Genomic DNA, 26,912 nt, shown 5'->3' on the forward strand with positions numbered 1-26,912 from the left:
ATCCTTTTTAAAATGGGATAGTACTAAAAACTCCCTTTCAAGTAAACAATAAACAAATAGCCACGTCGCTCACTCCTCGCTGTGACGTTTTAAAAAGATATAGCGGAAAGCCCGACCCTTGCGGTAACGCCCAAATTATTTTATATAAAATCGAGTTGTTTGAATGATTTATTTAAGATTTTTTCATCATTAACATCTAGCCATTTATTTAGAACCGTTGCGTATATCGTTCTAAAATCTATTTCAAATTTTAAATCGCCATTATCGTCTAAATCACTTAAACTGGCCATCTTATTATACAAGCCTTGTTCTTTTAATTGGTCGCCTATGATGAACACGTTATTTGCTGTACCATGGTCTGTACCAACACTTGCATTTTGTTTTACACGTCGCCCAAATTCCGAAAAAGTTAAAATTAAAGTATCTTTAAAGGTGTCATTATCTTTTAAATCTTGGACAAAAGCCTCCATACCATCCGCATAATTTTTCAATAATCTTTTTTGAGTATTCAGTTGGTTTACATGGGTATCAAAACCATTTAATGACCCATAAAACACTTTGGTATCTATGCCTGAATTAATAAATTGTGCTGTAGTTTTTAATTGTTTTCCAAAGGGATTATTTGGATACTCTATGCTAGTTGAAACCGTTTTACTAGTTTCATAAATATATTTAGCTGAAGATTGAGCAGCAATCATAGACTTGTATAAATAACCCAAATTATGCTCGCTTAAATGCACATCATTTTGATGGTTATGGATGTTCTTGAAATACGGGTCTTTCGATAAATTATAAAAAGCTTTTGGGTCTTGAGTTGCAATAGCGTTCATGGTTTCTCCTTTCATGGCTAACGATAAACTTTCGTCAATTTCAATAGCGCTATGCGGATGTTTCCCATAATGGTCTAAATAACGTCCTAACCATCCACTTTGCAAATACTTATCTGAATCTGTAGCGGTTTGCCAAATATCCATAGACCTAAAATGCGACCTAACAGGGTTTGGATATCCTACGTTGTTAATTATAGATAAATGACCATCATCATACAAACGCTTTAAAGGGGTTAGATTAGGGTTAAGACCAACTTCATCTGTAAGTTTAATGATATCATTCCTGGGAATTGCCAAGGTTGGTCGCTCTTTGTAATACAAATCATTTCTAAAAGGAATTACAGTATTTAAACCATCATTTCCGCCAGATAATTGTATGATAACTAATCTTTTATAGCCTAAGCTACTACTCGCCACTTGCTCAAAAGCTTTTACAAAACTTGGAACAAAAAACAAGCTACTCGCTAAAGATGACTGTTTTAAAAATTTTCTTCTGTCCATAATTTAGTGTTTGGTTGTCATCAGACTATTATTATAATTTGATTTATTTTTGATGTCATTTTTATTTACTTTTTATGAGATGACCCTAATTAACACATTTGATATTCTGGTAACGACATAAGCTGCACACAATACTCTTGTCTTGAGACTTTACTTAACGATTGTAAATATGCGCTGGCACTCTCATTAATATTACAGGCCAGTATGTGGTTTTCCAAATCGTTTATGTCCACATTTTTAAACTGATTGTTAAAATAGTTCCAATTGCTTTCTGTTTTAAAGCGTTTTCCAAAGTTCTTTTTAAACGCCTGTTTTTTCATGTCCATAGCAGCATCAGATGTGCCTGCTTTAGCTTTAGAAATATAGGCATTGTTCAAAATAAGTGATGATAATTTTAAACGCATCACAATGGTATTGCTATCAATCCAATTTCTACCTCCTTTCCAACCTGCCACATTTGGTGGGCTCAATAATATCTGACCTAATAATTTTTGAATGTATAATAACTGCTTTGGGTTTTTAAAATCTACAGGAACCACGTTTTTTATCCCTACCAATAATTCAATAGGCGACTTTATTTTAATGCCTATATTTTTTTTATCATAAAACCAATCTGAAAGCATCATATAACGCATCACATTTTCAATATTATAATCTTTATAAAACATATTTGCCATGTTGTTTACATGGTTTTCGTCTATGGTATCATTAACAAAATACCGATATATTTTTCCACAGATATAAGTTGCACATTGTTTGTTTTCTAAAATGATATCAATAATATCATCACCATTAAAATTCCCTGATTTGCCAAAAAATGCTTTGACGCCTTCATCATGTGCTCGTTTTCTAAAAACAAATTCACCCTGTAAATTGTGGCTATAGCCCGTAAAAGCTCTGGCACTTTCCTTTATATCGTCTTCAGTGTAATTGCCCACACCCAAAGTAAATAACTCCATAAGTTCCCGTGCAAAATTCTCGTTAGGTTTTTGTTTACGATTTTGCTTGGTGTTTAAATATTTGGTCATCGCTGCTTCTTTTGAAATAGCAACTACAAAGTCTTTAAAGTTTCCTAAAGCATGTGTTCGTAACGTATTATGAAACTTTTGACTATACACATAATTATTATCTTGACACACAAAATGATTGGCCCAAAACAAGGTCATTTTTTCTCGCAATAATTCTTTAGGGTCTGCAAGTCTTTCAATCCAAGCTACATTCAATACCTTAATTTTTTCTCTACTTATTTTTTGAATTTTCATTCTGTTTTCTTTGGACTTTTCATAAGAACCACCCATTAAATCATCAAGTTCTGATGTATCTAATGTTAAAGGCGTTGCTTCTTTTGAAGCTCTAAGGAGATTATCAACTACAGCTTTCTTATTTTGTTTGGAACGTTTTTCGAGTGCGTTTGGTAAAATCCCAAAACCTATGCGCCAATATAAATGCTGAATATGTTTTTGCTTCATCTTGATGAATTATTTTGCAATTATCAATTACTAGTAATAACGCTTGTTGTGCATGTTTAGACTTCAAATTATCAAAAAGGTTTAATCTAAACCATGAAAGTACAAAAATTATGTATTGGTAAATGGCTTGTATCAACTTGTATCAACCTTAAACTGAACGTAACGCTTCCAATAAAATTTTAAGTATTTTTACAATCATTCAAAAAGAACAAGGCATTGCATCTTTCATACTGGGAAATAAAAAGTTGGTTAACACATATCGATTTCACTATTGTAGGCAGTGGTATTGTAGGGCTTAGCTGCGCGTTGCAATTAAAAAAGCGTTTTCCTAAAGCAAACATTTTAGTGCTTGAAAAAGGTATCTTACCACAAGGTGCAAGTACAAAAAACGCGGGATTCGCATGCTTTGGGAGCCTGAGTGAAATACTTGACGATTTACAAACTCATGCACAACAAGACGTTTTAGAACTTATTAAAAAACGAGTAGAAGGTCTAAAACTTTTACGAAAAACTTTAGGAGACAAAACTATAAACTATAAAAACCATGGTGGTTATGAATTGTTTACTGAAAACGATTCAGAATTATTCCAGCACTGTTTATCAAAAAGGGAATCTATAAACAACATGCTTCAACCCATTTTTAAAGATGATGTTTTTAACCTGCATGATAATATTTTCAACTTTAAAAACATAAAAAATCAATATGTTTACAATCCATTTGAAGGTCAAATTGATACCGGAAAAATGATGGAATCCTTGATGCATTTAGTATTAAAAAAAGGTATTAAAATTTTAAATAGTATTCAAGTTGAACGTTTTTCTGAGGCCAATAATTCAGTCAAACTAAAAACCAGTGCTTTTGAGTTTTCAACCTCAAAGTTACTTATTGCAACTAACGGCTTTGCATCGCAACTCATTAATGAAAAAGTAAATCCAGCAAGAGCACAGGTTTTAATTACCAAACCCATAAAAGACTTGCATATAAAAGGTACATTTCATTTAGATAAAGGCTATTATTATTTCAGAAATATAGACAATAGGGTTTTGTTTGGAGGTGGGCGGCATCTAGATTTTAAAGGTGAAGAAACTATGGATTTAAATGAAACAACATTGATTCAAAACAAATTAGAAGCCCTTTTAAAATCCACTATTCTTCCAGAAACACCGTTTGAAATTGACCAGCGCTGGAGTGGTATTATGGGTGTTGGTTCCCGAAAGCTTTCGGGGCAAAAGAAAACCATAGTAAAACAACTAAGCAACAATGTGTTTTGTGGTGTCCGGCTTGGCGGAATGGGAATTGCTATAGGGAGTTTAGTTGGTAAAGAATTAGTTGATTTAGTATAAACATGTCATTCCAGAGTTTATACTGAGCACAGTCGAAGTAAAGGCAGGAATCCACTCTAAAAAATTGAATATTGAATATAAAAGAACAACTATATAACCAATGTGTTGCATTTGTTGAAAATCGTTTCCAAACCATTCAAAATACGATTAATGAAATTCAGGTTTCATTAACTTCAGAAACTAAAAGTAGTGCAGGCGATAAGCATGAAACAGGACGTGCTATGCTACAACTAGAACGAGAAAAAGCAGGGAATCAACTAGCAGAAATTCAAAAAACAAGAGAGTTACTTTCTAAAGTAAACATCTCTAAAACTTCTAAAATTATTGGTTTAGGCAGCCTAGTTTATACATCTAACTCAAACTACTTTATTGCCATTAGTGCAGGGGCAATAAAAGTTAATGATGACTTGGTTTTTGCTATTTCGTCAAACACACCTATTGGGCAATTGTTAATGGGTAAAACGGTTGGAGATACTATTATTTTTAGAAATCAAAAATTCACCATTGAAACCGTTTTATAGACAGTTTTTTTCAATTGAAAGATTTACTTTTTGACCTATATGCAATATTTCAAAATGTTCAAAAAACACTTTTTCCGCATTCAATTCTGCTTCAATTAAAAAATAATGCCCTTTGTAATACGATTGTTTTACAACTGCCATTACATCTGATTTTTTAACTACTTTCAACTGATTCGCATAAATAATTCTATCATCAATCACATTAAACTCACCAAAGAAAGAGGCAATAAGTTTATCCTTTGGGCTATTGTATAAATGCTTAGGCGTATTATTAGCTGTAATTTTGGTGTCATGCAAAACAATCATCCTGTCAGAATAAGATAACACATCATCCTTATCATGAGTAGCCACTATACAAGTAATGTTTTTTTCTTTTAAATATTTAAAAAGGCTTCTACGTAAAGATTGTTTTTTAAAATTATCGATATGGCTAAAAGGCTCGTCTAATAAAATAATTTCGGGTTGCTTGGCAATGGCTCTTGCAAGTGCCACACGCTGTTTCTGTCCGCCACTTAATTCTTTAACTTTCGTTCTAGCAAATGCGGTTAATTCTACAACTTCTAGAAGCTCTTTAATGCGTTCTCGTTTTTCTTCAGGATAAAAATTAGAAAGAAAGGCCCCTATGTTTTCTGAAACTGAAATGACAGGCATTAAATCAAATTCTTGAGCCACATATTTCATAAAATTAGGGCCCGTAATTAGATTGAATTTTGGCCCTAAAATTTCTTCGCCATTCCAGAATACTTGTCCTTGGTTTAAATCATAAGTACCATAAAGTAATTTTAAAAGCGTACTTTTTCCTGATCCACTTTCACCAATAATAGAAACGTGTTCGCCTGCTTTTGCACTAAAGCTAATGTTCTCTAGAATGTTATGCTTTTTATAACGAAAGTTTAAATTCTGTACTTCTAACATATTAGGCTAATGGGTTTATCTTGTTTTTCTCAAATACTTATCATGACAAAGAAAAGCATTGGGCACCTTGTTTGTGGCATTTTCAAAATAAATTATTATCGCCAACCATCATAATCTGTAAAAAGGACTTTAATATTTTTATCTTTAAGATTCTTTTTTAGTCGATTCAAATACATATATTATCCTTTAATTTTTTCATGGGTTTTACTTGGCAAAACTTTAAATCCCATATTGTAAAGCGTAAAACCAAAAATATCAGCATATTGATCAATCGTTTTACTTACAGGAGTTCCTGCACCATGACCAGCATCGGTTTCAATACGGATTAAGGTTGGGTTATTTCCTGTTTGCTTGCTTTGTAATTCGGCGGCAAACTTAAAACTATGGGCTGGTACAACACGATCATCGTGATCGCCAGTTGTTATTAGAGTCGCCGGATATTGTAGACCAGCTTTTACATTATGCAAAGGCGAGTATCCTTTTAAATAATCGAACATGACTTTACTGTCTTCAGCAGTTCCATAATCATAAGCCCAACCAGCTCCAGATGTAAAGGTATGATAACGTAACATATCCAAAACACCAACTGCTGGCAATGCTACTTTTGCTAAATCAGGACGCTGTGTCATTACTGTTCCCACTAATAAGCCCCCATTAGAACCACCTCTTAAGGCTAAATATTCTGATGATGTGTAATTTTCAGCAAATAAATATTCCGCAGCCGAGATAAAATCATCAAATACATTTTGCTTTTGCATTTTGGTTCCAGCTTCGTGCCATGTTCTACCATATTCACCACCACCACGCAAATTAGGAACTGCAAAAATACCGCCTTGTTCCATCCAGACAGCATTGGTAATACTAAAAGCAGGAGTTAAACTAATATTGAATCCGCCATAACCATATAGAATAGTTGGGTTTTTACCATTTAATTCCAATCCTTTTTTATGCGTAATCATCATGGGTACTTTTGTGCCATCTTTTGAAGTATAAAATACCTGATTGCTTTCGTAATCATCACTTTTCAATTCAATAGATGGTTTCCAGTATAATTCCGCGTCGCCTGTTTCAACATTAAATTTATAAATACTTGAAGGCGTTTTGTAATTAGTAAACGAAAAATAATTTGTTTTTTCTTCTTTTTTGCCACTAAAACCATGAGCTGTTCCTAAACCTGGAAGGTCAATATCCTTAATCCATTTACCGCAATAATCATATTGCTTTACTTTAGAAATGGCATCAACCATATAATGCGCAAAGAAGTAACCACCGCAAGTTGATGGGGATAATACATGTTCGGTCTCAGGAATTATATCTATCCAATTATCTGGAGTAGGACTTGACGCATCTACCATAACGATTCGTTTATTGGGTGCATCTAAATTAGTAACAAGAAATAATTTACTGCCTTCGTTTTCAACAACATTGGTATCGCTATCCGTATGATTTAGAATAGTTATTAATGGGCTATTAGGTACTGAAAGATCTTTTACATATAGTTTATTGCCGGAAGTTGAAATGCGAGGCGTAATAACCAAATACTTGTCATCTTCGGTAACCGTAGCATAAATATAACGATGCTTTTCTTCGGGTATTCCGCCAAAAATTAAAGCATCAACTTTTTGGGGTGTTCCTAATTTATGATAATACACTTTATGCTGATCTGTTTTAGCAGAAAGTTCACTTCCAAGGGGTTTATCATAACTAGAATAATAAAAGCCCTCGTTTTTATACCAAGATATTTGAGTAAATTTTACATCTATAAGTGTCTCTTCTATAATAACTTTAGTTTCGGTATTCATGACTAAAATTTTTCGCCAATCACTACCGCCTTCAGAAATAGAATACGCCACTATTTTTCCGTTTTTTGAAAAGCTCATCCCACCTAAAGATACGGTGCCGTCCTCTGAAAATGTATTAGGGTCTATAAATATTTCAGCTTCACCATCACCCTTTTTTCTATAATACACGTTCTGGTTTTGTAACCCATCATTTTTAGAAAAATAGGTATAATCACCCTCAACAAAAGGTGCGCCTACTTTTTCGTAATTCCATAGATTAGTAAGACGTTCTTTTAAACCTTCTCTAAAAGGGATATGCTCTAAATAACTGAATGTTGTTTTGTTTTGAGCTTTTACCCACGCTCTCGTTTCATCACTTCTATCATCTTCTAACCAACGGTAGGGATCTTTTATGTCCTCACCAAAATAAATATCTACGGTATCAACAGTTTTTGTTTGTGGGTAATTCACGGTGAAAGGATTATTTTTTTCTTTTTTTACAACCCATTAAAATCACAATTGCTAAAAGACTGATTAATAATTTTTACAAGATGAAAGTATTTTAGATTTTTTCAAAAATAAGTAAAAAAATGAATTATTTCTGGAATCATAGCTTCTGATCAAAGGTAATTAAAAAACTCCTGTACAGATATACAGGAGTTTTACATAAAATCTTAAGATTATTTAGATCTCTAAACTAATTTATGCTCAATCAAATATTCAGCAATTTGAATCGTGTTTGTTGCCGCTCCTTTACGAAGGTTATCAGCAACAATCCACATATTTAAAGTGTTTGGTTGTGTTTCGTCTCTTCTAATACGACCTACAAAAACCTCATCTTTTTCATGAGCAAAAATTGGCATCGGGTACGTGTTAGTATCTGTATTATCTTGAACAACAACTCCTGGAGTTTCATGTAATAATTTACGAACATCAGCTAAATCAAAATCATTTTCAAACTCAACATTTACAGACTCAGAATGCCCACCTGCAGTAGGAATTCTAACCGCAGTTGCCGATATAGAAAATGTTCTATCATTCATTATTTTTTGAGGCTCTCTGGCCAATTTCATTTCTTCTTTAGTGTATCCGTTGGCTTCAAAAACATCACAATGTGGTAATGCATTTCTTCCGATAGGATAAGGATAAGCCATTTCGCCTTCAATACCAGCAATTTCATTTTCTAATTGGCGTACAGCTTTAACACCAGTACCGGAAACTGATTGATATGTTGAAACTACAACACGTTTCATTTTATATTTTTTATGAAGCGGATTTAAAGCCATAACCAATTGTATAGTCGAACAATTAGGGTTGGCAATAATCTTATCGTCTTTAGTTAGTTCGTCAGCATTAATTTCTGGAACTACTAATTTTTTAGTAGGATCCATTCTCCATGCTGACGAATTATCTACAACTGTAGTACCAACTTCAGCAAATTTAGGAGCCCATTCTAAAGAGGTGTCTCCACCTGCAGAGAACAAAGCAATATCTGGACGCATAGAAACCGCCGTTTCTAATCCAACCACTTTATAATCGTTTCCTTTATAGGTAATTATTTTTCCAACAGATCGTTCTGAAGCAACAGGAATTAATTCTGTTATAGGAAAATTACGTTCAGCAAGAACTTTTAGCATCACTTCGCCAACCATACCAGTGGCACCAACAACTGCTACTTTCATATCATTTGATTTTTAATAAATTTCTGTGGACAAAACTAAGTATTAATTCCATTTTAAAATCTAAAAAAAGCCCTGATTTTAAAAAAACGAGGGCTTTTTAACAACAAATAACACGTTGTTCTTTATTTAACAGTTTGTTATTTTTTTAACAAATCTCTAATCTCACCTAATAACTCTTCTTGCGATGGCCCAGATGGAGCTTCAGGGGCTGGCTCTTCTTTCTTCTTCATTTTGTTAACACCTTTAACAATTAAGAACATAACAAATGCTACGATAATAAAGTCAATTACATTTGTTAAAAATGCACCCCAAAGTACTGAAACTTCTCCTTCCAGAACACCTTCTGCATTAGCAATACCTTCTTTTACTACGTATTTTAAATCTTTGAAATCTGCTTCGAAAATCAATCCTATTAATGGAGATACTATACCTCCTGTAAACGCTGTAACTACTTCTTTAAAAGCAGCACCCATAACAAAACCAACTGCAATGTCTACAAGGTTGCCCTTCATTGCAAATTCCTTAAATTCTTTTAACATAATTATTAATTTTTAGTTAGTAAGCAACAAAAATAATCAAAAAACTTCAACTTGTGTTAAGTTTATTATTCCAAGAAAATTCTTTTAACTCGCTGTGATATAGATGTAATAAGTTCGTAAGAAATAGTATTAGCGGTTTCTGCTAAATGTTCAGCGGTTGGGTTTTTGCCAAAAACAATAACTTCATCGCCTTCGTTACAAGTAATATTTGTAACATCTACCATAATCATATCCATACATACATTTCCAATGATTGGTGCTTTTTGCCCATGTATGGTTACAAAACCTTTGCCATTACCGTATTGCCTACCAATACCATCGGCATGACCAATTGGGAGGGTGGCTGTTTTTAACAAAGCATCACTTTTAAAGGCACGATTGTAGCCAACAGAATTGCCTTTTTTAATAGTATGTATTTGAGAAATAACCGTTTTTAAAGTTGCAATAGGCTTTAAATATTGGTTCTCTTTTTCAGAATTACCAAAACCATATAAACCAATACCGCTTCTAACCATATCAAAATGCGCCTCAGGATAGTTTAAAATTCCCGATGTATTACATATATGGAGCATCGGTTTATAACCAAGTTGTGTTGTGAAATTTTCAGTAATACTTTTAAAAGTTTCAATCTGATTTATAGTGAATTTCTTTTCATCTAAATCTTCACTAGCAGCCAAATGCGAAAAGATAGACTTTATTTTTACAGCTTTAGAGTCATTCAGTTTAGCAATAATATTATCGACTTCATCTTCTGAAAATCCTAATCGGTTTAATCCTGTATTGAATTTAATATGAATGGGATAATCCGTTTGTTTTTCCTCAGAAGCGATAGTAATAAATTCCTTTAAAATTTTAGAATTATAAATACTAGGCTCCAAACAATTTGCTATAAGTGCTTTAAAATTTACAGTTTGAGGATGCAGTACCAAAATAGGCTGAGTTATACCAGCTTCTCTAAGTGCAATACCTTCATTGGTGTACGCTACTGCAAAATAATCAACATTTAAATTTTGCAGGTATTTAGCAATTTCGTTAGCATCGCTTCCGTAAGCAAAAGCTTTAACAACCGCTAAAAATTTGGTGCTGGCTTTTAATTTCGATTTTAGATGTTCAAAATTATGTTGGAGTGCTTTTAAATCAATTTCAAGCACGGTTTCTTGTGCTTTAGGCATTGGGGTCTTTAAGTTTTGGGTTTACTTCTTCGGCATCATTAACCTTCATATTTCTAATTTTGTCGCGCATCATGGCTTTGTAGTAAGCCGCTCTACTTAAAGGCTCATATTCATCAACTTCACCTAAAAGCACCAAACTATCACTTTTAGATTTTCGGTAACTATACTGTGCTAAATTCCCAGTTCTTGTACAAACGGCATGTACTTTGGTAACATAATCTGCAGTTGCCATTAAAAACGGCATGGGGCCAAAAGGATTTCCTTTAAAATCCATATCTAATCCAGCTACTATAACACGAACGCCTTTATTTGCTAAATCATTACAAACACGTACAATCTCATCATCAAAAAACTGCGCTTCATCAATACCCACCACATCGCAACCATCGGCCAAAATAGGAATATTAGCTGCCGCTGGAACAGGTGTTGAGCGGATTTCATTATCATCATGCGAAACCACCATATCCTCATTATAACGGACATCAATTGCAGGTTTAAAAATCTCAACTTTCTGTCTTGCAAATTGAGCTCGCCTAAGCCTTCGGATCAGTTCTTCGGTTTTTCCAGAAAACATGGAGCCACAGATTACTTCAATCCACCCAAATTGTTCTTTATGATTTACTGTATTTTCAAGAAACATTTCGTAATTTTAGCACTAAAAAGTAATAATTATTCGTTTGTATAAAGGTGGCGTAAATTTATTAAAAATCAAAAACCTGTAGCGCAATAATTAAAAATTTATAAAAAATGAAGAAGAAGGTAGAATCGGAACTCATTAGTATAGCGCATAGAATTCTTAAATTAAAAGGAAAAGAAGATGTTCTTAAGATGCATACAGAAGTATCTGCGCTTTATGAAAAACTATCCGTATTAAAATTTGCTCATGAAAATTTTGAAGGCGACTTACCAACCATAGGAAGTGACTCTTCGTTTTTTGGCATGTTAGACAGTGCATTCAATAACAAGATTAGTGATAATATTGAAGTTGAAGATAAAATATATATAAATCTTGATGAGGTTGAAAACGATGAGATTATAGAGCCCCTGATGAACAAGATTAAAGATATGGTAGCGCAAATGCCTGAAGACCCAGAAGATATTGATACCGTTTTTGAAGAAGCTATACCCAAAGAACCCATTAAAAAACACAATTTAGAAGACATTACAGCTGGATTTGAAGATATTCCTATTTTCGAACCCGTTTCTAAAATGCATAATGGTGTTTCCAATGGCAAAACATCTTTAAATGATAAACTTAAAAATGGAGGACTCAATATTGGGCTCAATGATAAGATTGCTTTTATAAAACATTTATTTGATAGTAAAAGTGAAGATTATGATCGCGTGCTGTCGCAATTAAACACCTTTGCATCCTATAATAATGCTAAAAATTTTATTATTGAATTGGTAAAGCCAGATTATAACAATTGGGAAGGAAAAGAAGAGTTTGAAGAACGTTTCATGGAAATAATAGAAGCAAAATTTAATTGAGAAATATTTCCTTGATTATATCGAGGTTTCCCTTAAGTTTGTCATTTCCGCCTTTCGACTATCTCTAAAGATAAACTACGGCGAAAATCTAAAAACATCTAGAACAATCTTTTTTTCAGCAACTAACACATGAGTAAACTCTACATCGTTCCAACTCCTATTGGAAATTTAAAAGACATCACATTTAGAGCTGTAGAAGTTCTAAAAGAAGTCGATTTGATTCTAGCAGAAGACACCAGAACCTCAGGAAAACTCCTAAAATATTACGAAATTTCAACCCACATGCAATCGCACCACATGCACAATGAGCATAAAACCGTTGAAAGTATTATTCAAAAATTAAAAAGCGGAACAACAATTGCCCTTATTAGCGATGCGGGAACACCAGCTATTTCCGATCCCGGATTTTTACTGACCAGAGCTTGTATTGAAAATGGTATTGAAGTAGATTGTTTGCCAGGAGCAACCGCATTTGTGCCCGCTTTAGTAAATTCTGGATTGCCAAACGACAAATTTGTGTTTGAAGGTTTTTTACCAGTTAAAAAAGGGCGCCAAACCCGACTATTACTTTTAGCTGAAGAAACCAGAACCATCATTTTTTATGAAAGTCCGCATAAATTAGTTAAAACCCTAGGGCATTTTTGTGAGTATTTTGGAGAAGACAGACCCGTTTCGGTATCCAGAGAATTAACCAAATTGTACGAAGAAACTATTAGAGGAACGGCCAAAGCCGTTTTAGAACATTATACCAATAAACCACCAAAAGGCGAGATTGTTATTGTGGTAGGTGGTAAAGCCCATAATGGGCATTTAAAAAAACAAAAATGACATTAGAAACATATTTAGATAAACTAAAGAATACCCCCAAACAGATTGAGTTTTCGGAAACCATGCAAGTTGTCGACATCTATTATAATTTTACCCCAACAGCTTTCAAAAATGGAACTTTAGAAAATGGAGAGGGTGAAAACTCAGGATCATGTAAATTATTTGCTTTTGCAAAAGTTCAAGCATTTACAAAAGAAGAAACTTTGGCTTGTTTTGGGCAATTTTATTTTGAAGACGTATTAAAAGACCCAAACGGTAACGGACATAAAAATATTAGAAACTTTATGAAAACAGGTTTTGAGGGTTTAATTTTTGAAGAAAATCCATTAACCGAAAAGTAAAATGGGTCTTTGTTATTCTAAAGATGTCATCCTGAGCATTATCGAAATCAAAATACATTTTGATTGACGATAGCAAACGTATATTAAAGAAGAGTCGTTTCAGTATTTCATCAAATTTTAAATGAAGAATCTTTTAAATGACATAAAACAATGTACCATTTGCGAAAAGCATTTGGTTTTAGGCCCAAGACCTGTAGTTTCTGCACATCCAGATTCTAAAATTGTAATTATTGGTCAAGCACCAGGAACTAAAGTGCATACTTCTGGTATTCCATGGGATGATGCCAGCGGGAAGCAATTGCGTAAATGGCTCAATGTTTCTGTTGAAGATTTTTACGATGATACTAAATTTGCCATAATCCCCATGGGGTTTTGCTATCCTGGAAAAGGAAAAACAGGCGATTTACCGCCCAGATCAGAATGCGCCCCACAATGGCACAAACCATTATTTGATGAACTTAAAAATGTAGAGCTTGTTATTTTAATTGGGATGTATGCCCAAAAGTATTATTTGGAAAAAACTACGAAGAAAACACTAACTGCAACAGTAGTTAATTTTCAAGAGTACTTGCCTAAATATTTGCCTTTGCCACATCCTTCTCCTAGAAATAGATTTTGGTTGACTAAAAATCCTTGGTTTGAGGTTGAAGTGCTTCCTGTCTTGAGGGATAGAGTGAAAGAGTTGATATAATTTTTTTAAAAAGAGAAACAAATAAAACAGAGTTCACTCCGCTTTATTAAACTCCTTCTATAAATCCTGCGATGTGATAATCCATGACTAAATATAAATATTATTTTATAATTGGATAAAATTGGATCTATCAACAAAATAATTACATATATTTGTTATTGGATAAAATTGGATACAAAATGGATCTATCTAAAAAAATAGCATTTCAACCAGCTATATTTCAAGATATCATACAAAGATTAGGTATTGTAGATACTTTTAACGGTGGCTGGAATCTCATTGAAAACAAAGAGAAACGGTATTTAAAAGAATTACGTGATATTGCTACTATCCAAAGTATAGGTTCATCTACTAGAATTGAAGGTGCTACTTTAACCGATGAAGAAGTGAAGCAATTACTTAAATCGGTACAAATAAATAAACTTGATAAACGAGAAGAACAAGAGGTTGTAGGTTATTATGAAGCTTTGGAACTTATACTAAAGCATTATGAAGACATAGACCTTTCAGAACGCTATTTGCATCAATTGCATTCGGTACTTTTAAAGTATAGTAGCAAGGATCAACGCCACAAAGGACAATATAAAAACTTATCCAACCAAGTAGTAACCAATTATCCAAATGGCGAACAAAAAGTAATATTTAAAACCACCGAGCCACATTTAACAGCAAATGAAATGCACAATTTAATTATGTGGACTAATGAGCAATTAGAGGGAAAGAAATTACACCCTGTACTTATCACGTCAGTGTTTGTATATGAGTTTTTATCAATTCACCCGTATCAAGATGGTAATGGTAGGTTGTCACGTTTACTAACTACATTTCTGCTATTAAAACAAAACTATAATTTCGTTGAATATGTATCCTTTGAACATGTTATTGAAAATAGAAAAGATATGTATTATCGTGTACTTATGGAAACTCAAAAGGATAGAGGCACAGAAAATGAAATACTAGACCGTTGGGTTATTTTCTTTTTGGATTGCCTCATTGACCTTTCTGAAACGTTAAGATCCAAATACAATACTTATAATAATTTAAAAAGCAGTACCAACGACAGACAAAAACAGGTGTTAGCTTATATAGATGAACATAAAACGATTCAGATAAAAGACCTTGAAACAGATTTGTCTGATTACTCTAGAAATACACTTAAAAAAGACCTACAATATTTGGTTAGAGAAGGCTTTATTCTAACAACTGGTTCTGGTCGTGGTGTACGTTATCATGCTAAGGAGTAAAAAGAATGCTTGGTTTGTGGTTGAGGTTTTGCCTGTGTTGAGGGAGCGAGTTAAGAAATTGATATAATTAATGGTTTATAAAACCCACCTGAACCAGAAAATGGGTCATAAATTACAATACTTCTAATATTGCAATCAATTTATCATTAAAGAAAATTAACATTATAAGAAGAATTAAAATGACAGGGAGGATTACCCCAAATACAATCAATTTCAAACATTTCTATAGATATTTTCCTTTGAATTTTGATAGGATGTTAATGTTGATTGCCTCCATAAAAACTAATTAAGTGAATTTTTATCACTTTTTGTTTTCTTCAAATTAAAATGATAATCTCTTTTAGTACTTTTTTCAAAGCTTTCAATATCTTTTAATGTTGCTTCTGGATGAAGTTTTTTATGTTGCCATAACCTAATTAATTTACCTAGCTGTAGTGCCTGACAAAGACCTAAAATGAAACTTAATATTATATATATTTGCATTATGAATATATTTTATATTAAAAGTAATTCTCTCATATAAAGTTCAACACTACATTATGTTGTTTTTATTCAGCCATAATTATAGTGCCAGCACTAATATTTTTTATTGAGCCTACGGACTGTTAATAGAATGATTAATCAAAATAAAAAACCTCCCCATTTCTGAAAAGGTTTCAAATAAAATAATTCGTGTATTCCCCGAAAAATCGGGACAAGCTATGGAGAAAATCTAAAATCGGCAATCGTAATTCAAAAATCTACTCATGCTTCCCCTTCTCCCAACCATGTTTTCCTAAATACTGTTCACCACTTTCAGCCGCACCATCTTCAATGGATGTTCCCATACTATCATTCCAACGATTCAAATATCCAAATAGTGAGATAACCCCAAGCATTTCAACAATTTCACCTTCATCCCAATACTCATATAAACGTTTTTTAATAGTTTCATCCACCCCATTTGGTACTTGACTAGCCAATAACGAAAAATCTAAAGCGGCACGTTCTGCTTCGCTAAAAGCGGGATGGGTTCTATATTCCCAAATATTATCTAACTGCTCTTGTTCTGCACCATAACGCTCAGCAGCTCTTATAGCATGCGCTTGGCAATACCTACAACCAGTGGAGTTACTGCTCACCCAAGCAATCATACGCTTTAAAGCAGAAGTTACCCGGCCTTTATTAACCATAACGGCCTTATTCAAATTAATAAAGGCTTTGCTTATGGCAGGACGACGTTGCATGGTTAAAACCGAATTTGGGCAAAACCCCAAAGTTTCATTAAAAAATTCGGCAAGGTTTTTGGTTTCCAAATCGTGATCGGCAGATAATGGTGTTACTAAAGGCATAGTTTTATTTTTTTAGTAGTATTTTTGCTACTTACAAGAAACAAAAAATATTTATAAAAATGGCAGTTCAGGTTACAACAAAATGGTTAGGCGATATGAGGTTTGAAAGCACAAACCCGTCTGGTCATAATTTATTTATAGATGCAGGCGAGGAAAACGGAGGGAAAGGTGAAGGCTACAGGCCAAAAGCGTTAATGTTATCAGGTTTAGCGGGTTGTGCGGGTTTAGATGTGGCTTCTTTAATTAAAAAGATGAAGCTAAAAGTTGATGATTTTAATATTGACATTGAAGCAAACCTTACCGATGAGCATCCTAAACACTATGATAAAATAGCCATGCATTTTCATTTTCATGGTGAGGACTTGAATGAAAAGAAACTTCAAAAAGCAGTCGATTTATCAGTAGAAAAATATTGTGGCGTTATGGAAATGTTTCGTCAGTTTTCAGAATTAAAGATAGAAACTCATTTTCATAAGAAATAAAAGGCAATAAAATTCGTTGAACTTTCATTAAAATTTTTCATTCCCTCAATGCGTTGGACCTTAAAACCTAAACCTAAAACAGAAAAAATTGAAGTGCTACAAAAAGCACTTCAAATTGATTCTAACCTAGCCTCATTGCTACTACAAAGAGGTATAGAAACGTACGAGGAAGCTAAAACCTTTTTTAGACCAAGTTTAGATGACTTACATGATCCATTCTTAATGAAAGATATGGATAAGGCGGTAGCTCGAATTGAAAAGGCTATAGCCAATAAAGAAAGTATTTTAGTATATGGTGATTATGATGTTGATGGCACCACATCGGTAGCTTTAATGTCTTCCTATTTAAAAACAAAACACAATTTAGTTTACACCTATATTCCTAATAGATATGATGAGGGTTATGGCGTTTCATACAAAGGCATAAACTTTGCTTTAGAAAATGATTTTTCCCTTATTATTGCTTTAGATTGTGGTATTAAAGCTGTTGAAAAAGTAGCTCATGCAAAAAAACTGGGTATCGATTTTATTATTTGTGACCACCATAGGCCTGGAGATAAAATACCTGATGCAGCTGCTGTTTTAGACCCTAAGCGAGAAGATTGCGCATATCCGTATAAAGAATTATGTGGCTGTGGTGTAGGCTTTAAATTGGTGCAAGCATTAGCGTCCAAAGAAGGTAAAACCCCTGAGGATCTAACCGAATATTTAGATTTAGTAGCCACAGCAATTGGCTCCGATATTGTACCTATTGATGGCGAAAACAGAGTCCTTGCTCATTTTGGGTTGCGCGTTATAAATACAAATCCAAGACCTGGTATTCAAGCCATTCTTAATCAAGTTGAAAGAACAGAGCTTACTATTACCGATGTCGTTTTTATTGTAGCACCCCGTATTAATGCTGCTGGACGTATGAAACATGGTAATTTTGCAGTCACTTTATTAGTAGAAGATAATGATGAACTAGCTACTAAATATGCCGAAGAGATTAATGATTATAACTTAGATAGACGTGAAACTGATAAGCAAATTACACAAGAAGCTCTCAAGCAAATTGAAGAACAAAAAGAACAGAACCGCCTTACTACTGTTGTTTACCACGAAAATTGGCATAAAGGCGTTATTGGTATTGTGGCTTCTCGATTAACTGAGACTTATTACAGACCCACTTTGGTATTTACAAAAAGTGGCAATAAGCTTTCCGCCTCAGCGCGTTCGGTAAGAGATTTTGATATTTACAATGCCTTGGAAGCGTGTAAAGAACATATCGAACAATTTGGTGGCCATAAATATGCTGCTGGTTTAACTCTTGAAGAAGAAAATTACGAAGCGTTTAAACAGGCTTTTGAAAATGAAGTTTCTAAAACCATAGATAGAAATCTTTTGACTCCCGAAATTAGAATTGACGTTAAAATTGATTTAAAAGATATTACACCCAAGTTTCATAGAATCTTAAAACAGTTTGCACCTTACGGGCCTAGTAACATGACACCTGTTTTTATGACTGAAAACTTAATAGATACCGGTTACGGAAAATGTGTAGGTGCAGATAAAACACATTTACGATTAACAGCTACACAACCACAATCCTCAAGCAGAATAGTAGGTATCGGTTTTAGTATGGGCGATAAATTCGATATTATTTCAGAAGGAAAACCTTTTAGAGCTGTGTATTCCATTGATGAAAATGAATGGCGGGGTAATGTGAGTTTACAATTGAAACTGAGAGATATTAAAAAGTAGAACTTAGCATTCATTTAAATATTTAAAATAAAACTCGACACTATTTTAGATTTTTGTTAAAATCTAAAATTAACATCATTCTTATTTTAGATTTTAACAAAAAACTAAAATAAACTCCTTCTTTATTTTAGTTTTTCTTATTTTTGTAAAATTAAAATTCTTGTTATTTTAATTCTATATGAATAATTTTCAGTCAGGTCATACTATAAATCAGGGATATTATAAAAGTTTTGAGCCAAATTTAATAAACAAAGATTGGCAAATTTTTGATATGCAAATTTTTGCTCTATTAAGTAAAGCAGATAGGCATTTAGGAAGATTGGATATGTATTCAGAGTACGTGAATTTAGATTTATATATAAGTATGCATATCGCTAAAGAAGCTACACAATCTTCTAAAATAGAAGGCACCCAAACAAACATGGAAGATGCTTTTTTAAGTAAAGAAGATGTTGCCTTCGAGAAAAGAGATGATTGGGAGGAGGTACAAAATTATATTGCTGCTATGAATGAGGCTGTTAAAATGTTACATACACTACCTTTTTCATCAAGACTAATTAAACAAACCCACAAAATTCTATTACGAGGCGTTAGAGGAGAACATAAATTACCAGGCTCATATAGAACAAGTCAAAATTGGATTGGAGGTGCTTCAATAAATGATGCCGTTTTTATACCACCAAATTTTAATTCAATAAATGATTTAATGTCTGATATTGAAAAATTTGCTAATGATGAATTAAATCAGTTACCCGATTTGCTTAAAATTGCTATAATTCATTATCAGTTTGAAACCATTCATCCTTTTTTAGATGGTAATGGAAGAGTTGGAAGATTATTAATAACCTTATATTTAGTAAGTAAAGGTATTTTAAAACAACCAATTTTATACCTGTCAGATTTTTTCGAAAGAAATAGAACATTATATTATGATAATTTAATGCGGGTTAGAACTCATAATGATTTATCACAATGGTTAAAATTTTTCTTGACAGGTATTATAGAAACAGCACAAAAAGGAGTGAAAACATTTGATGGGATTTTGCAACTTCAAAAAGGCATTGACGAAAAAATTAAAACCCTGAAAGGGCGGAGCTCTGATGCTAAATTACTTATAGACTATTTGTATACAAAACCAGTAATTAATGCAACAACGGTAGCAGAAGTAATAGATAAATCAGCCGCATCTGCTTATAAGCTTTTAAGAGATTTTGAAACTTTAAAAATTTTAGATGAAGTAACTGGTGCTGAAAGAGGTAGGCTTTACGTGTTTAGTGATTATTTAAATCTATTTACTAAAAATGAAAATCATATTTAGTAAACATGGCAAAAACGGATCCTTATGCAGCCTTACGAATTAAAGAATTCAACATTTTTTTATTGTTGCGGTTGTTTTTGGTTTTTGGATGGTCCATGCAATTTATTGTTATTGAATGGCAAGTTTATAGCTTAACTAAAGATCCACTTTCTTTAGGAATTATAGGGCTAATGGAAATTATTCCTGCTTTTTCCATGGCTTTATTTGCTGGGCATATTGTGGATCAAAAGGAAAAACGAAATCTCTTTGCGCTTTGTATTGCGGCTTTTTCCTTGATTAGCCTAGGGTTATTTTTATTGACTTCAGATGAAGTTGTTGGAGATTGGTCTACAAAGGCTATTCTATACAGTATTTATGCATTGGTGTTTTTTGGTGGTTTTTTGCGTTCCTTTTTTGGACCAATAATCTTCTCTTTAGTGGCGTTGATTGTTCCTAAAAAAATATATCCTAATGCAGCAACATGGAGTACAAGCACTTGGAAAACAGCGGCGGTTTTAGGAGCGCTTTTTGGTGGTTTTTCAATTAGTTGGATAGGTGTTGATTATACACTGTGCGTCGTTTTTGTAATGGTCGTTATTTCATTTGGTTTAGTTTTTCTAATTAAGAAGAAACCTATTTTAAACAAGAATATAGGCGAGCCTATAAAAGAGAGTTTAAAAGGAGGTATTCGTTTTGTGTTTCAAAACAAAGCTATTTTAGGCGCTTTAACCTTAGATATGATTGCGGTTTTATTTGGAGGAACTGTTGCCATTCTGGCTATTTTTGCTCAAGATATATTAGAAGTTGGAAGCCAAGGTTTTGGTATTTTAAATGCATCTATATCTATGGGAAGTATTGTAACTATGTTTGCCACTACTTACATTCCTATAAGTAGGAATACAGGTAAAAAACTGCTTATTTCAATTTTTATATTTGGCATTAGTATTATTGGTTTTGGCTTATCCTCGATTTTTTGGGTAAGCGTTTTAATGTTATTCATTAGTGGAGCAGCGGATGGTATTTCTATGATTATTCGTCAAACTATTTTACAATTAAAAACACCTGATGATATGCGTGGGCGTGTTTCTTCTGTAAATTCCATGTTTGTTGGGTCTTCAAATGAACTAGGCGCTTTTGAAAGTGGCTTAGCAGCCAAATTAATAGGACCTGTAGCAGCGGTAGTTTTTGGAGGAACTATGACATTACTTACCGTTTTTGCCATTGGTATTAAAAATCCTGTACTTAGAGATCTGGATTTAAGAGAAGATATGGAAGCTCATGAGAATGCCGGTTAGTATTCTTTCAACTCCATGGTTTCCCCATCAAAAACCCCATACGTATAATATTGAATCCAATCGCCTAGATTAATGTATTTTGAGTTTTCGTTGAGGTCTATATTAAGGGGCAAGTGTCTGTGACCAAACACAAAGAAATCGCGGTGTTTGCCTTCTAGTTTGCGTTTGCAGTATTGTACGAGCCATTCGTTGTCTTCTCCAAGGAATTTGGCATCGTCGTCTCCTGAAATCAATTTGTTTTTTACGGATAGGTGTTGTGCCATCCGAACTCCCAAATCAGGATGTAGCCAACGGAACAACCATTTACAAAATGGGTTTGTAAATACTTTTTTCATGCGTTTATAGCCTTTGTCTCCAGGGCCTAAACCATCGCCGTGACCAATTAAAAAGGTTTTATTGTTAAATGTGAATTCCTTTGGTTTGTGGTAAACAGGAATGTTGAGTTCTTCTTCAAAATAACCATTCATCCAGAGATCGTGATTGCCGACAAAGTAATAAATGGGGATTCCTGAGTCTGAGATTTCTGCAAGTTTACCTAAGGTTCTTGTAAATCCTTTTGGAACTACGGTTTTAAATTCCATCCAGAAATCGAATAAATCGCCTAAAAGGAAAATGGCTGCTGCATCGTGTTTTATTTCATCTAACCATGCTACGAATTTTTTTTCTCGTGGAAAAGATGCTTTTTTTGTTGGCGCGCCGAGATGATTATCTGAAGCGAAATATATATATTTACCTTTTGGAATTTGCATGTTGTAAATATAGTTTTTTGACTCGAATTTCACGAATTATCACGAATAAGAATATGCAGACTCTATTGTTGTTTCGTAGAGTTTTACTTAAAAGGTAACATAAATTAATAGACATGAATTGCATTATATCATCCTAGCTGCGGATATGTGGGTTGGGAATAGTAGTGTAAAGCCCATAGCGACTCCTGACGATTTTGGAGTAACGAATAGCCCGACCTCCCAATAGCTATCGGGAGTGGTAACAACCATTTAAATATTAACTCCTTGAATTGTACAGAAGCTATAGGGTTTGGAGCAGCTATTTTAACAACCGCAGCCTTTCTTCCACAGGTTTATAAAACTTGGAAAACCAAAGATGTTTCAAGTTTATCCTTGCATATGTTGCTCTTGTTTTTTATTGGTATTGTAGCGTGGCTAATTTATGGTTTTTTAAAGAAGAGTCCATCCATGATTTTTGCCAATAGCATTACAGTGGTATCATCATTTTTTTTAATATATTTCAAGATCAAATACAGTAAAAAATAAGTAATTATTTTACTCAAACAGAATAATTATTTAATTTTCAACGAATTGTATTGTACTATAATAACCCATAATTAACATTTACAAATTCCAGTTTAAGAAAGATGCTTCTAGATTTCTATGTTTTTTTAGGATAATTATAATTACTTCAATATTTCTTTCTTCTACATTAAGTCTAGCACAAAATCACGAAAAAAAACATAATCGGTTCATAGATTCTTCAGACTATCATTTGGATGAAAACCCAAAACAATCAATTGTTTCTTTATTTAATAGCTACGTATATATTGACATCCAATACATTAAAAATAGATATAAAAATCAATCTTTTAAATACATGCGACTTTTAAAAAATTGGCTATGAAAACTATAATATCAACACTTTTTCGGTAATTAATTTAGAAACTCGTATGCAAGCGGATAATAATTCTAAGTATTCAAAAGGAAAATATTCGCTGTAATTTGACTCCCATTTAGTGAAAAAAGGAATATTGAAGTCGTTATTATTTCTTATGAGAATAAAGACAATATAAAAACACTGACACGAACATTCAAGAAACAAAAGTTCATAGGTTAAGGTCATCTTCACATTGTACTGTCATTTTTTCATGCCATAATATTGGCGTCATTTTTGCTGTCTTTAATTAGAATATAAAACTTAAAAAATAAAATGTTAGGATATTATATATTAATTGGAGCAATAGCCTTAGTAAGTTGGTTAGTTAGTAGCACCTTAAAAAAGAAGTTTGCTAAATACTCTAAAGTACAAATGCGTAATGGCATGAGTGGTGCTGAAATTGCTGAAAAAATGTTGGCCGACCATGGTATTGGTGATGTTGAAGTTATTTCTACTAAAGGACAATTAACAGACCACTACAACCCAAAAAACAAAACAGTTAATTTAAGTGAGTCCGTTTATAATCAACGAAACGCTGCTGCAGCAGCGGTTGCGGCACATGAATGCGGACACGCCGTACAACATGCACAAGCTTATAGTTGGCTACAAATGCGTTCAACTTTAGTACCTGTGGTTAGTGTTACTTCAGGAATGGCGCAATGGATTGTTATTGGTGGATTAATATTGGGTGCTGCTGCTGGATTAGGATTTGGATACTGGGTTGCTGTTGCTGGTTTGGCTATGATGGGGTTTGCAACGTTATTCAGTTTTATAACTTTACCAGTAGAATATGATGCTAGTAATCGCGCCTTAGCTTGGTTAAAAAACAAAAATATGGTATCTCAAGCAGAATATGCAGGTTCCGAAGATGCTCTTAAATGGGCCGCTAGAACGTATTTAGTTGCTGCCATTGGAGCATTAGCGTCTTTGGTATATTGGGGGCTCCAAGTATTTGGAGGTAGAGATTAAACCATTTAAAGATTATAAAAATGCCTCAGAAAACACTGAGGCATTTTTTTTGAAATATTTTTACCATAGATTAATTAAGATATGGAAAGAGTTGCCCCTTATTTTAAAGATTTCCAACAATGCTTAGTTTAAGTCTAGTTGTCTTTTGGAAAGAAAGTTGCATTTCTTCATATTTTTACTATTTCTAAATATAAGGACGTGAAATATTTTAATTACTTTATTACTCTTTGTTGCTCTTTTCAAATAATGGCCCAAACCTATTCAGGTACTGTCACAGATAAAAATACGGGCACGCCTATTAATGGTGCTGAAGTAAAATTGGTTGAAACTAACCAAAAAATGACCACTGCCAGCAACGGGCAGTTTACTTTTTCGGTAGCAAATAATAACCAGCACACCTTACAAATAAATAAAGACGGCTATGTTTTTGAAGATATAAGAAATCTTGCTCCGGCAACTAATTTATCAGTACAACTAAGAGCTAAAATAAAGAGTGTAGCCACCACCCGGTGGGAAAATTATTTAACCAATTGTACCGTTTATAACAGCCCCAACATCCCTGATGATGCCGAATGGAATGTAGAATTTACAGAAACTAGTTTGACAGGCGATTTTGCTCCTAATTCAACCTACACACGTCGCGACCCTAGTGCTGTGATTCTATTCAATGGATTATATTATGTTTGGTATACCTATAAAATTTCCCAGCCCTCTACATATTTCGGCACAAGTAATGTAAATGATAATGTTTTTCCTTGGGATTATTGCGATGTTTATTATGCAACATCGCCAGACGGATACCAATGGACTGAACAAGGACCAGCAGTAGTGAGAGGTGCATCTGGAAACTTTGATGATCGCTCTGTTTTCACACCTGAAATTTTGGCGTATAACAATAAATTTTATTTAATTTATCAGGCAGTTAAACACCCTTATATAGAGCGTGTAAAAAATACTGTAGCCATGGCTGTTGCAGATTTGCCTTCAGGACCTTGGACAAAACTTCAAGAACCCATATTAAGAGCTACAGATAATGGAATATGGACACCAAACTCGACCAGTAGGTTTGATGTATTGGCACAAGGCGATTTTGATAGTCATAAAGTACACGATCCTTGTATAATTGTTTACAACAACAAATTTTACCTGTATTATAAAGGGGAGCGTATGGGTGAAAAAAACTACTGTGGAGAGCGTGAAATCCGTTGGGGAGTAGCAATAGCAGACAATCCAACTGGACCTTATATAAAATCTGAATATAACCCAATTACCACTACGGGGCATGAAGTAAGTGTGTGGAATTATGATGTAGGTATTGCTATTATTCAGAAACTGGACGGCCCTGAACGAGGCTCCGTTCAATATGCTAGCGATGGGATTAACTTTGAAATGAGGGGGAAAGCAGCAAGTGTTCCAGATGCCTTAGGTGTTTTTAGACCAGAGGCACATGGTAATACACCAACTCTTGGAGTGACATGGGGCTTATCGCACGTCCTTAAATGGGATGGTCAAGTACAAGGTGGCTGGATGCATTTAGAACGCTTTGACTTAATTGAAACCATAGTTCCGCCATCAAGTTCTGCTTTAATAATTGAAGCTGAAGATTTTATTGCTACCAAAAATGAAGTTGGGTTTACGCCCGGTGGTTATGATGGCGTCAATAGAACAACAATTGGTGTGAATTATGTAAATAGACAAGACTGGATGGAATTTACAGTTAATATTCCTGAAGCAGGTAACTATGAGCTTACCTATTTAATTGGTACTGTAATTTATAACACCAATGTTGAAATGCAAATTAATGGTATTGTAGTTGCAGACACCCAGGTTAATAATACCGGAGGTTGGGACAATTATCAATATTTAAGACATAATACACTTATTGAAATTCAAGCAGGTACACATACCATTCGTGTAACAGCTAATGGTAGCGATGATTGGCAATGGAATATGGATAAATTTTATTTAGACAAAAAATCAGAAATTAACCTTTCAACGACCAACTTTTTATTAAAAGGTAGTGATCAACTCGTAGTTTACCCCAATCCTTCCAATGCCTTTTTAAGTATTGGTAATCTAATTGGTCAAGTGGACTATGTGGTGTATGATCTTTTGGGAAAAAACATCATTAGTGGAAAAACGGCTGCAAACCTAAAAATTAATATTCAGAATTTAAAAAACGGATCTTACTTTTTAGTTGTACGAAATAGTGGTGAAAACCGATCTGCGCTTTTCGTAAAAAAATAACCTTAGCTAATTTGTCCGTTTTTAGGATATAAAAACATCAGAAAAGTATATAAAATGAAAAAGGTGAACGAGTGTTCACCTTTTTGCCCCAAATCTACCATAAACTTAACCTACTTATGTTATGGTGAAGCAAATATATAATGCTAAAACAGATTGCTGAAATATTTTAGTTAAACGGCTTATATTTTGGCTTAACCGAACTAGTGTCCAATATTTAAGATAAAAAGAAATTGTGTGAAAATAATTTGGGAAAGGAAATAAAATGTATCAAATGTGAAACTTGGGTAGAACTGTATATTTGTGATAAAAAAACATTATATATTAGATATAGTTAGGTCGTTATTTCTTGCCAGAAGGCATCTTAACATATTTTGAAATTGTAAGGGATGAATAATCAGAAGAAAAAACCCATTTTTATTTAGAAGAAAGAATATACTCACAAAAGATACTAATCAATAATGGACTTGCAATAAAAAAGTGGACAATTAATTGCGAGATTTAAGCTGCTACATTTTGATTATACATTTCTAA

The 26,912-nt window shown here is 33.5% G+C and carries 24 protein-coding genes and 1 pseudogene; 14 read left to right on the forward strand and 11 right to left on the reverse strand.

The genetic code is table 11. The annotated features are described in order from the left end of the window. Positions 1-140: 140 nt before the first annotated feature. Positions 141-1,331: a DUF1501 domain-containing protein gene (locus ABD935_RS02665; RefSeq protein WP_345190014.1), complete on the reverse strand. Its 1,191-nt coding sequence runs from the start codon at positions 1,329-1,331 to the stop codon at positions 141-143. 89 nt (positions 1,332-1,420) lie between these two features. Beyond that, positions 1,421-2,800, reverse strand: a complete 1,380-nt coding sequence (locus tag ABD935_RS02670) for a DUF1800 domain-containing protein (RefSeq protein ID WP_345190015.1) — start codon at positions 2,798-2,800, stop codon at positions 1,421-1,423. Between the two features lie 216 nt (positions 2,801-3,016). On the opposite strand from ABD935_RS02670, the gene ABD935_RS02675 reads away from it, so the two are divergent. Together ABD935_RS02675 and ABD935_RS02680 are read left to right on the forward strand one after the other, a co-directional pair. Continuing rightward, positions 3,017-4,144: an NAD(P)/FAD-dependent oxidoreductase gene (locus ABD935_RS02675; RefSeq protein WP_345190017.1), complete on the forward strand. Its 1,128-nt coding sequence runs from the start codon at positions 3,017-3,019 to the stop codon at positions 4,142-4,144. Positions 4,145-4,215: 71 nt separating this feature from the next. After that, on the forward strand, positions 4,216-4,665 hold the full coding sequence (locus ABD935_RS02680) for a 3-oxoacyl-ACP synthase (RefSeq protein ID WP_345190018.1): 450 nt from the start codon (positions 4,216-4,218) through the stop codon (positions 4,663-4,665). Here ABD935_RS02680 and ABD935_RS02685 read toward each other — a convergent pair. The 6 genes and pseudogenes from ABD935_RS02685 to ABD935_RS02710 form a co-directional block, all read right to left on the reverse strand. Next, complete coding sequence (locus tag ABD935_RS02685; RefSeq protein WP_345190019.1) at positions 4,660-5,580, reverse strand: ABC transporter ATP-binding protein; 921 nt, start codon at positions 5,578-5,580, stop codon at positions 4,660-4,662. The two genes, ABD935_RS02680 and ABD935_RS02685, sit on opposite strands and share 6 nt — an antisense overlap. A gap of 179 nt (positions 5,581-5,759) precedes the next feature. Next, a pseudogene (locus tag ABD935_RS02690) lies at positions 5,760-7,869 on the reverse strand (prolyl oligopeptidase family serine peptidase). Positions 7,870-8,053: 184 nt separating this feature from the next. Then, entirely contained in the window at positions 8,054-9,043 is a 990-nt protein-coding gene (locus ABD935_RS02695; RefSeq protein ID WP_345190021.1) for an aspartate-semialdehyde dehydrogenase, read from the reverse strand. Positions 9,044-9,180: 137 nt separating this feature from the next. Beyond that, complete coding sequence (mscL, locus tag ABD935_RS02700) at positions 9,181-9,582, reverse strand: large conductance mechanosensitive channel protein MscL (RefSeq protein ID WP_345190022.1); 402 nt, start codon at positions 9,580-9,582, stop codon at positions 9,181-9,183. A 65-nt stretch (positions 9,583-9,647) separates the two neighbouring features. Further along, a complete protein-coding gene (gene alr, locus ABD935_RS02705; RefSeq protein ID WP_345190023.1) occupies positions 9,648-10,754 on the reverse strand; it encodes an alanine racemase in 1,107 nt (368 codons plus the stop codon). Continuing rightward, positions 10,747-11,394: a thymidine kinase gene (locus ABD935_RS02710; protein ID WP_345190024.1), complete on the reverse strand. Its 648-nt coding sequence runs from the start codon at positions 11,392-11,394 to the stop codon at positions 10,747-10,749. The genes alr and ABD935_RS02710 overlap by 8 nt, the downstream gene beginning before the upstream one ends. 107 nt (positions 11,395-11,501) lie before the next feature. On the opposite strand from ABD935_RS02710, the gene ABD935_RS02715 reads away from it, so the two are divergent. The 5 genes from ABD935_RS02715 (at position 11,502) to ABD935_RS02735 (ending at position 15,349) form a co-directional block, all read left to right on the forward strand. Beyond that, on the forward strand, positions 11,502-12,245 hold the full coding sequence (locus ABD935_RS02715) for a hypothetical protein (RefSeq protein WP_345190025.1): 744 nt from the start codon (positions 11,502-11,504) through the stop codon (positions 12,243-12,245). A 129-nt stretch (positions 12,246-12,374) separates the two neighbouring features. Further along, the gene (gene rsmI, locus ABD935_RS02720; RefSeq protein ID WP_345190026.1) at positions 12,375-13,073 is read left to right on the forward strand and encodes a 16S rRNA (cytidine(1402)-2'-O)-methyltransferase; all 699 of its coding nucleotides are present in this window, start codon (positions 12,375-12,377) and stop codon (positions 13,071-13,073) included. Further along, positions 13,070-13,414: a HopJ type III effector protein gene (locus ABD935_RS02725; protein ID WP_345190027.1), complete on the forward strand. Its 345-nt coding sequence runs from the start codon at positions 13,070-13,072 to the stop codon at positions 13,412-13,414. Before rsmI ends, ABD935_RS02725 begins: the two co-directional genes overlap by 4 nt. Before the next feature lie 121 nt (positions 13,415-13,535). After that, entirely contained in the window at positions 13,536-14,105 is a 570-nt protein-coding gene (locus ABD935_RS02730) for a uracil-DNA glycosylase family protein (RefSeq protein ID WP_345190028.1), read from the forward strand. A 179-nt stretch (positions 14,106-14,284) separates the two neighbouring features. Next, positions 14,285-15,349, forward strand: a complete 1,065-nt coding sequence (locus ABD935_RS02735) for a Fic family protein (RefSeq protein ID WP_345190030.1) — start codon at positions 14,285-14,287, stop codon at positions 15,347-15,349. Between the two features lie 282 nt (positions 15,350-15,631). On the opposite strand, the gene ABD935_RS02740 is transcribed toward ABD935_RS02735, so the two are convergent. Both ABD935_RS02740 and ABD935_RS02745 read right to left on the reverse strand, forming a co-directional pair. Then, a complete protein-coding gene (locus ABD935_RS02740; protein ID WP_345190031.1) occupies positions 15,632-15,832 on the reverse strand; it encodes a hypothetical protein in 201 nt (66 codons plus the stop codon). A 257-nt stretch (positions 15,833-16,089) separates the two neighbouring features. Then, positions 16,090-16,680 (reverse strand): carboxymuconolactone decarboxylase family protein, encoded by a 591-nt coding sequence (locus ABD935_RS02745; protein ID WP_345190032.1) that lies wholly within the window; start codon positions 16,678-16,680, stop codon positions 16,090-16,092. 59 nt (positions 16,681-16,739) lie between these two features. Here ABD935_RS02745 and ABD935_RS02750 point away from each other — a divergent pair, with 59 nt between their 5' ends. The 4 genes from ABD935_RS02750 (at position 16,740) to ABD935_RS02765 (ending at position 21,497) form a co-directional block, all read left to right on the forward strand. Continuing rightward, entirely contained in the window at positions 16,740-17,162 is a 423-nt protein-coding gene (locus ABD935_RS02750; RefSeq protein WP_345190033.1) for an OsmC family protein, read from the forward strand. A 48-nt stretch (positions 17,163-17,210) separates the two neighbouring features. After that, the gene (gene recJ, locus ABD935_RS02755; RefSeq protein WP_345190035.1) at positions 17,211-18,905 is read left to right on the forward strand and encodes a single-stranded-DNA-specific exonuclease RecJ; all 1,695 of its coding nucleotides are present in this window, start codon (positions 17,211-17,213) and stop codon (positions 18,903-18,905) included. Positions 18,906-19,083: 178 nt separating this feature from the next. Beyond that, the gene (locus tag ABD935_RS02760) at positions 19,084-20,223 is read left to right on the forward strand and encodes a Fic family protein (RefSeq protein ID WP_345190036.1); all 1,140 of its coding nucleotides are present in this window, start codon (positions 19,084-19,086) and stop codon (positions 20,221-20,223) included. A gap of 5 nt (positions 20,224-20,228) precedes the next feature. After that, positions 20,229-21,497, forward strand: a complete 1,269-nt coding sequence (locus ABD935_RS02765) for an MFS transporter (protein ID WP_345190037.1) — start codon at positions 20,229-20,231, stop codon at positions 21,495-21,497. Here ABD935_RS02765 and ABD935_RS02770 read toward each other — a convergent pair. Continuing rightward, positions 21,494-22,246, reverse strand: coding sequence for a UDP-2,3-diacylglucosamine diphosphatase (locus ABD935_RS02770; RefSeq protein ID WP_345190038.1), 753 nt, complete (start codon positions 22,244-22,246; stop codon positions 21,494-21,496). The genes ABD935_RS02765 and ABD935_RS02770 overlap by 4 nt on opposite strands. A 264-nt stretch (positions 22,247-22,510) precedes the next feature. Here ABD935_RS02770 and ABD935_RS02775 point away from each other — a divergent pair, with 264 nt between their 5' ends. From ABD935_RS02775 to ABD935_RS02785, 3 genes are all read left to right on the forward strand, one after another. Continuing rightward, the gene (locus tag ABD935_RS02775; RefSeq protein ID WP_345190039.1) at positions 22,511-22,771 is read left to right on the forward strand and encodes a SemiSWEET family sugar transporter; all 261 of its coding nucleotides are present in this window, start codon (positions 22,511-22,513) and stop codon (positions 22,769-22,771) included. 667 nt (positions 22,772-23,438) lie between these two features. Then, positions 23,439-24,134 carry a zinc metallopeptidase gene (locus tag ABD935_RS02780; protein WP_345190040.1) on the forward strand — a complete coding sequence of 232 codons (696 nt, stop codon included), beginning with the start codon at positions 23,439-23,441 and terminating at the stop codon, positions 24,132-24,134. A gap of 246 nt (positions 24,135-24,380) precedes the next feature. Further along, entirely contained in the window at positions 24,381-26,381 is a 2,001-nt protein-coding gene (locus ABD935_RS02785; protein WP_345190042.1) for a carbohydrate-binding protein, read from the forward strand. Positions 26,382-26,912 lie beyond the last annotated feature (531 nt).

Source organism: Algibacter agarivorans (genome assembly GCF_039543245.1).
Taxonomy (GTDB): domain Bacteria; phylum Bacteroidota; class Bacteroidia; order Flavobacteriales; family Flavobacteriaceae; genus Algibacter_G; species Algibacter_G agarivorans.

Bases quoted from the DNA above. Each gene is read 5' to 3' on its own strand.
- ABD935_RS02730 (WP_345190028.1), top strand. From the start codon at position 13,536: ATGAAGAATCTTTTAAATGACATAAAACAATGTACCATTTGCGAAAAG.
- ABD935_RS02745 (WP_345190032.1), bottom strand. From the start codon at position 16,680: ATGCCTTTAGTAACACCATTATCTGCCGATCACGATTTGGAAACCAAA.
- ABD935_RS02670 (WP_345190015.1), bottom strand. From the start codon at position 2,800: ATGAAGCAAAAACATATTCAGCATTTATATTGGCGCATAGGTTTTGGG.
- ABD935_RS02735 (WP_345190030.1), top strand. From the start codon at position 14,285: ATGGATCTATCTAAAAAAATAGCATTTCAACCAGCTATATTTCAAGAT.
- recJ (WP_345190035.1), top strand. From the start codon at position 17,211: ATGCGTTGGACCTTAAAACCTAAACCTAAAACAGAAAAAATTGAAGTG.
- ABD935_RS02765 (WP_345190037.1), top strand. From the start codon at position 20,229: ATGGCAAAAACGGATCCTTATGCAGCCTTACGAATTAAAGAATTCAAC.
- alr (WP_345190023.1), bottom strand. From the start codon at position 10,754: ATGCCTAAAGCACAAGAAACCGTGCTTGAAATTGATTTAAAAGCACTC.
- ABD935_RS02740 (WP_345190031.1), bottom strand. From the start codon at position 15,832: ATGCAAATATATATAATATTAAGTTTCATTTTAGGTCTTTGTCAGGCA.
- ABD935_RS02750 (WP_345190033.1), top strand. From the start codon at position 16,740: ATGGCAGTTCAGGTTACAACAAAATGGTTAGGCGATATGAGGTTTGAA.
- ABD935_RS02665 (WP_345190014.1), bottom strand. From the start codon at position 1,331: ATGGACAGAAGAAAATTTTTAAAACAGTCATCTTTAGCGAGTAGCTTG.
- ABD935_RS02770 (WP_345190038.1), bottom strand. From the start codon at position 22,246: ATGCAAATTCCAAAAGGTAAATATATATATTTCGCTTCAGATAATCAT.
- ABD935_RS02785 (WP_345190042.1), top strand. From the start codon at position 24,381: ATGGCCCAAACCTATTCAGGTACTGTCACAGATAAAAATACGGGCACG.
- ABD935_RS02685 (WP_345190019.1), bottom strand. From the start codon at position 5,580: ATGTTAGAAGTACAGAATTTAAACTTTCGTTATAAAAAGCATAACATT.
- ABD935_RS02780 (WP_345190040.1), top strand. From the start codon at position 23,439: ATGTTAGGATATTATATATTAATTGGAGCAATAGCCTTAGTAAGTTGG.
- ABD935_RS02695 (WP_345190021.1), bottom strand. From the start codon at position 9,043: ATGAAAGTAGCAGTTGTTGGTGCCACTGGTATGGTTGGCGAAGTGATG.
- ABD935_RS02760 (WP_345190036.1), top strand. From the start codon at position 19,084: ATGAATAATTTTCAGTCAGGTCATACTATAAATCAGGGATATTATAAA.
- rsmI (WP_345190026.1), top strand. From the start codon at position 12,375: ATGAGTAAACTCTACATCGTTCCAACTCCTATTGGAAATTTAAAAGAC.
- ABD935_RS02715 (WP_345190025.1), top strand. From the start codon at position 11,502: ATGAAGAAGAAGGTAGAATCGGAACTCATTAGTATAGCGCATAGAATT.
- mscL (WP_345190022.1), bottom strand. From the start codon at position 9,582: ATGTTAAAAGAATTTAAGGAATTTGCAATGAAGGGCAACCTTGTAGAC.
- ABD935_RS02725 (WP_345190027.1), top strand. From the start codon at position 13,070: ATGACATTAGAAACATATTTAGATAAACTAAAGAATACCCCCAAACAG.
- ABD935_RS02710 (WP_345190024.1), bottom strand. From the start codon at position 11,394: ATGTTTCTTGAAAATACAGTAAATCATAAAGAACAATTTGGGTGGATT.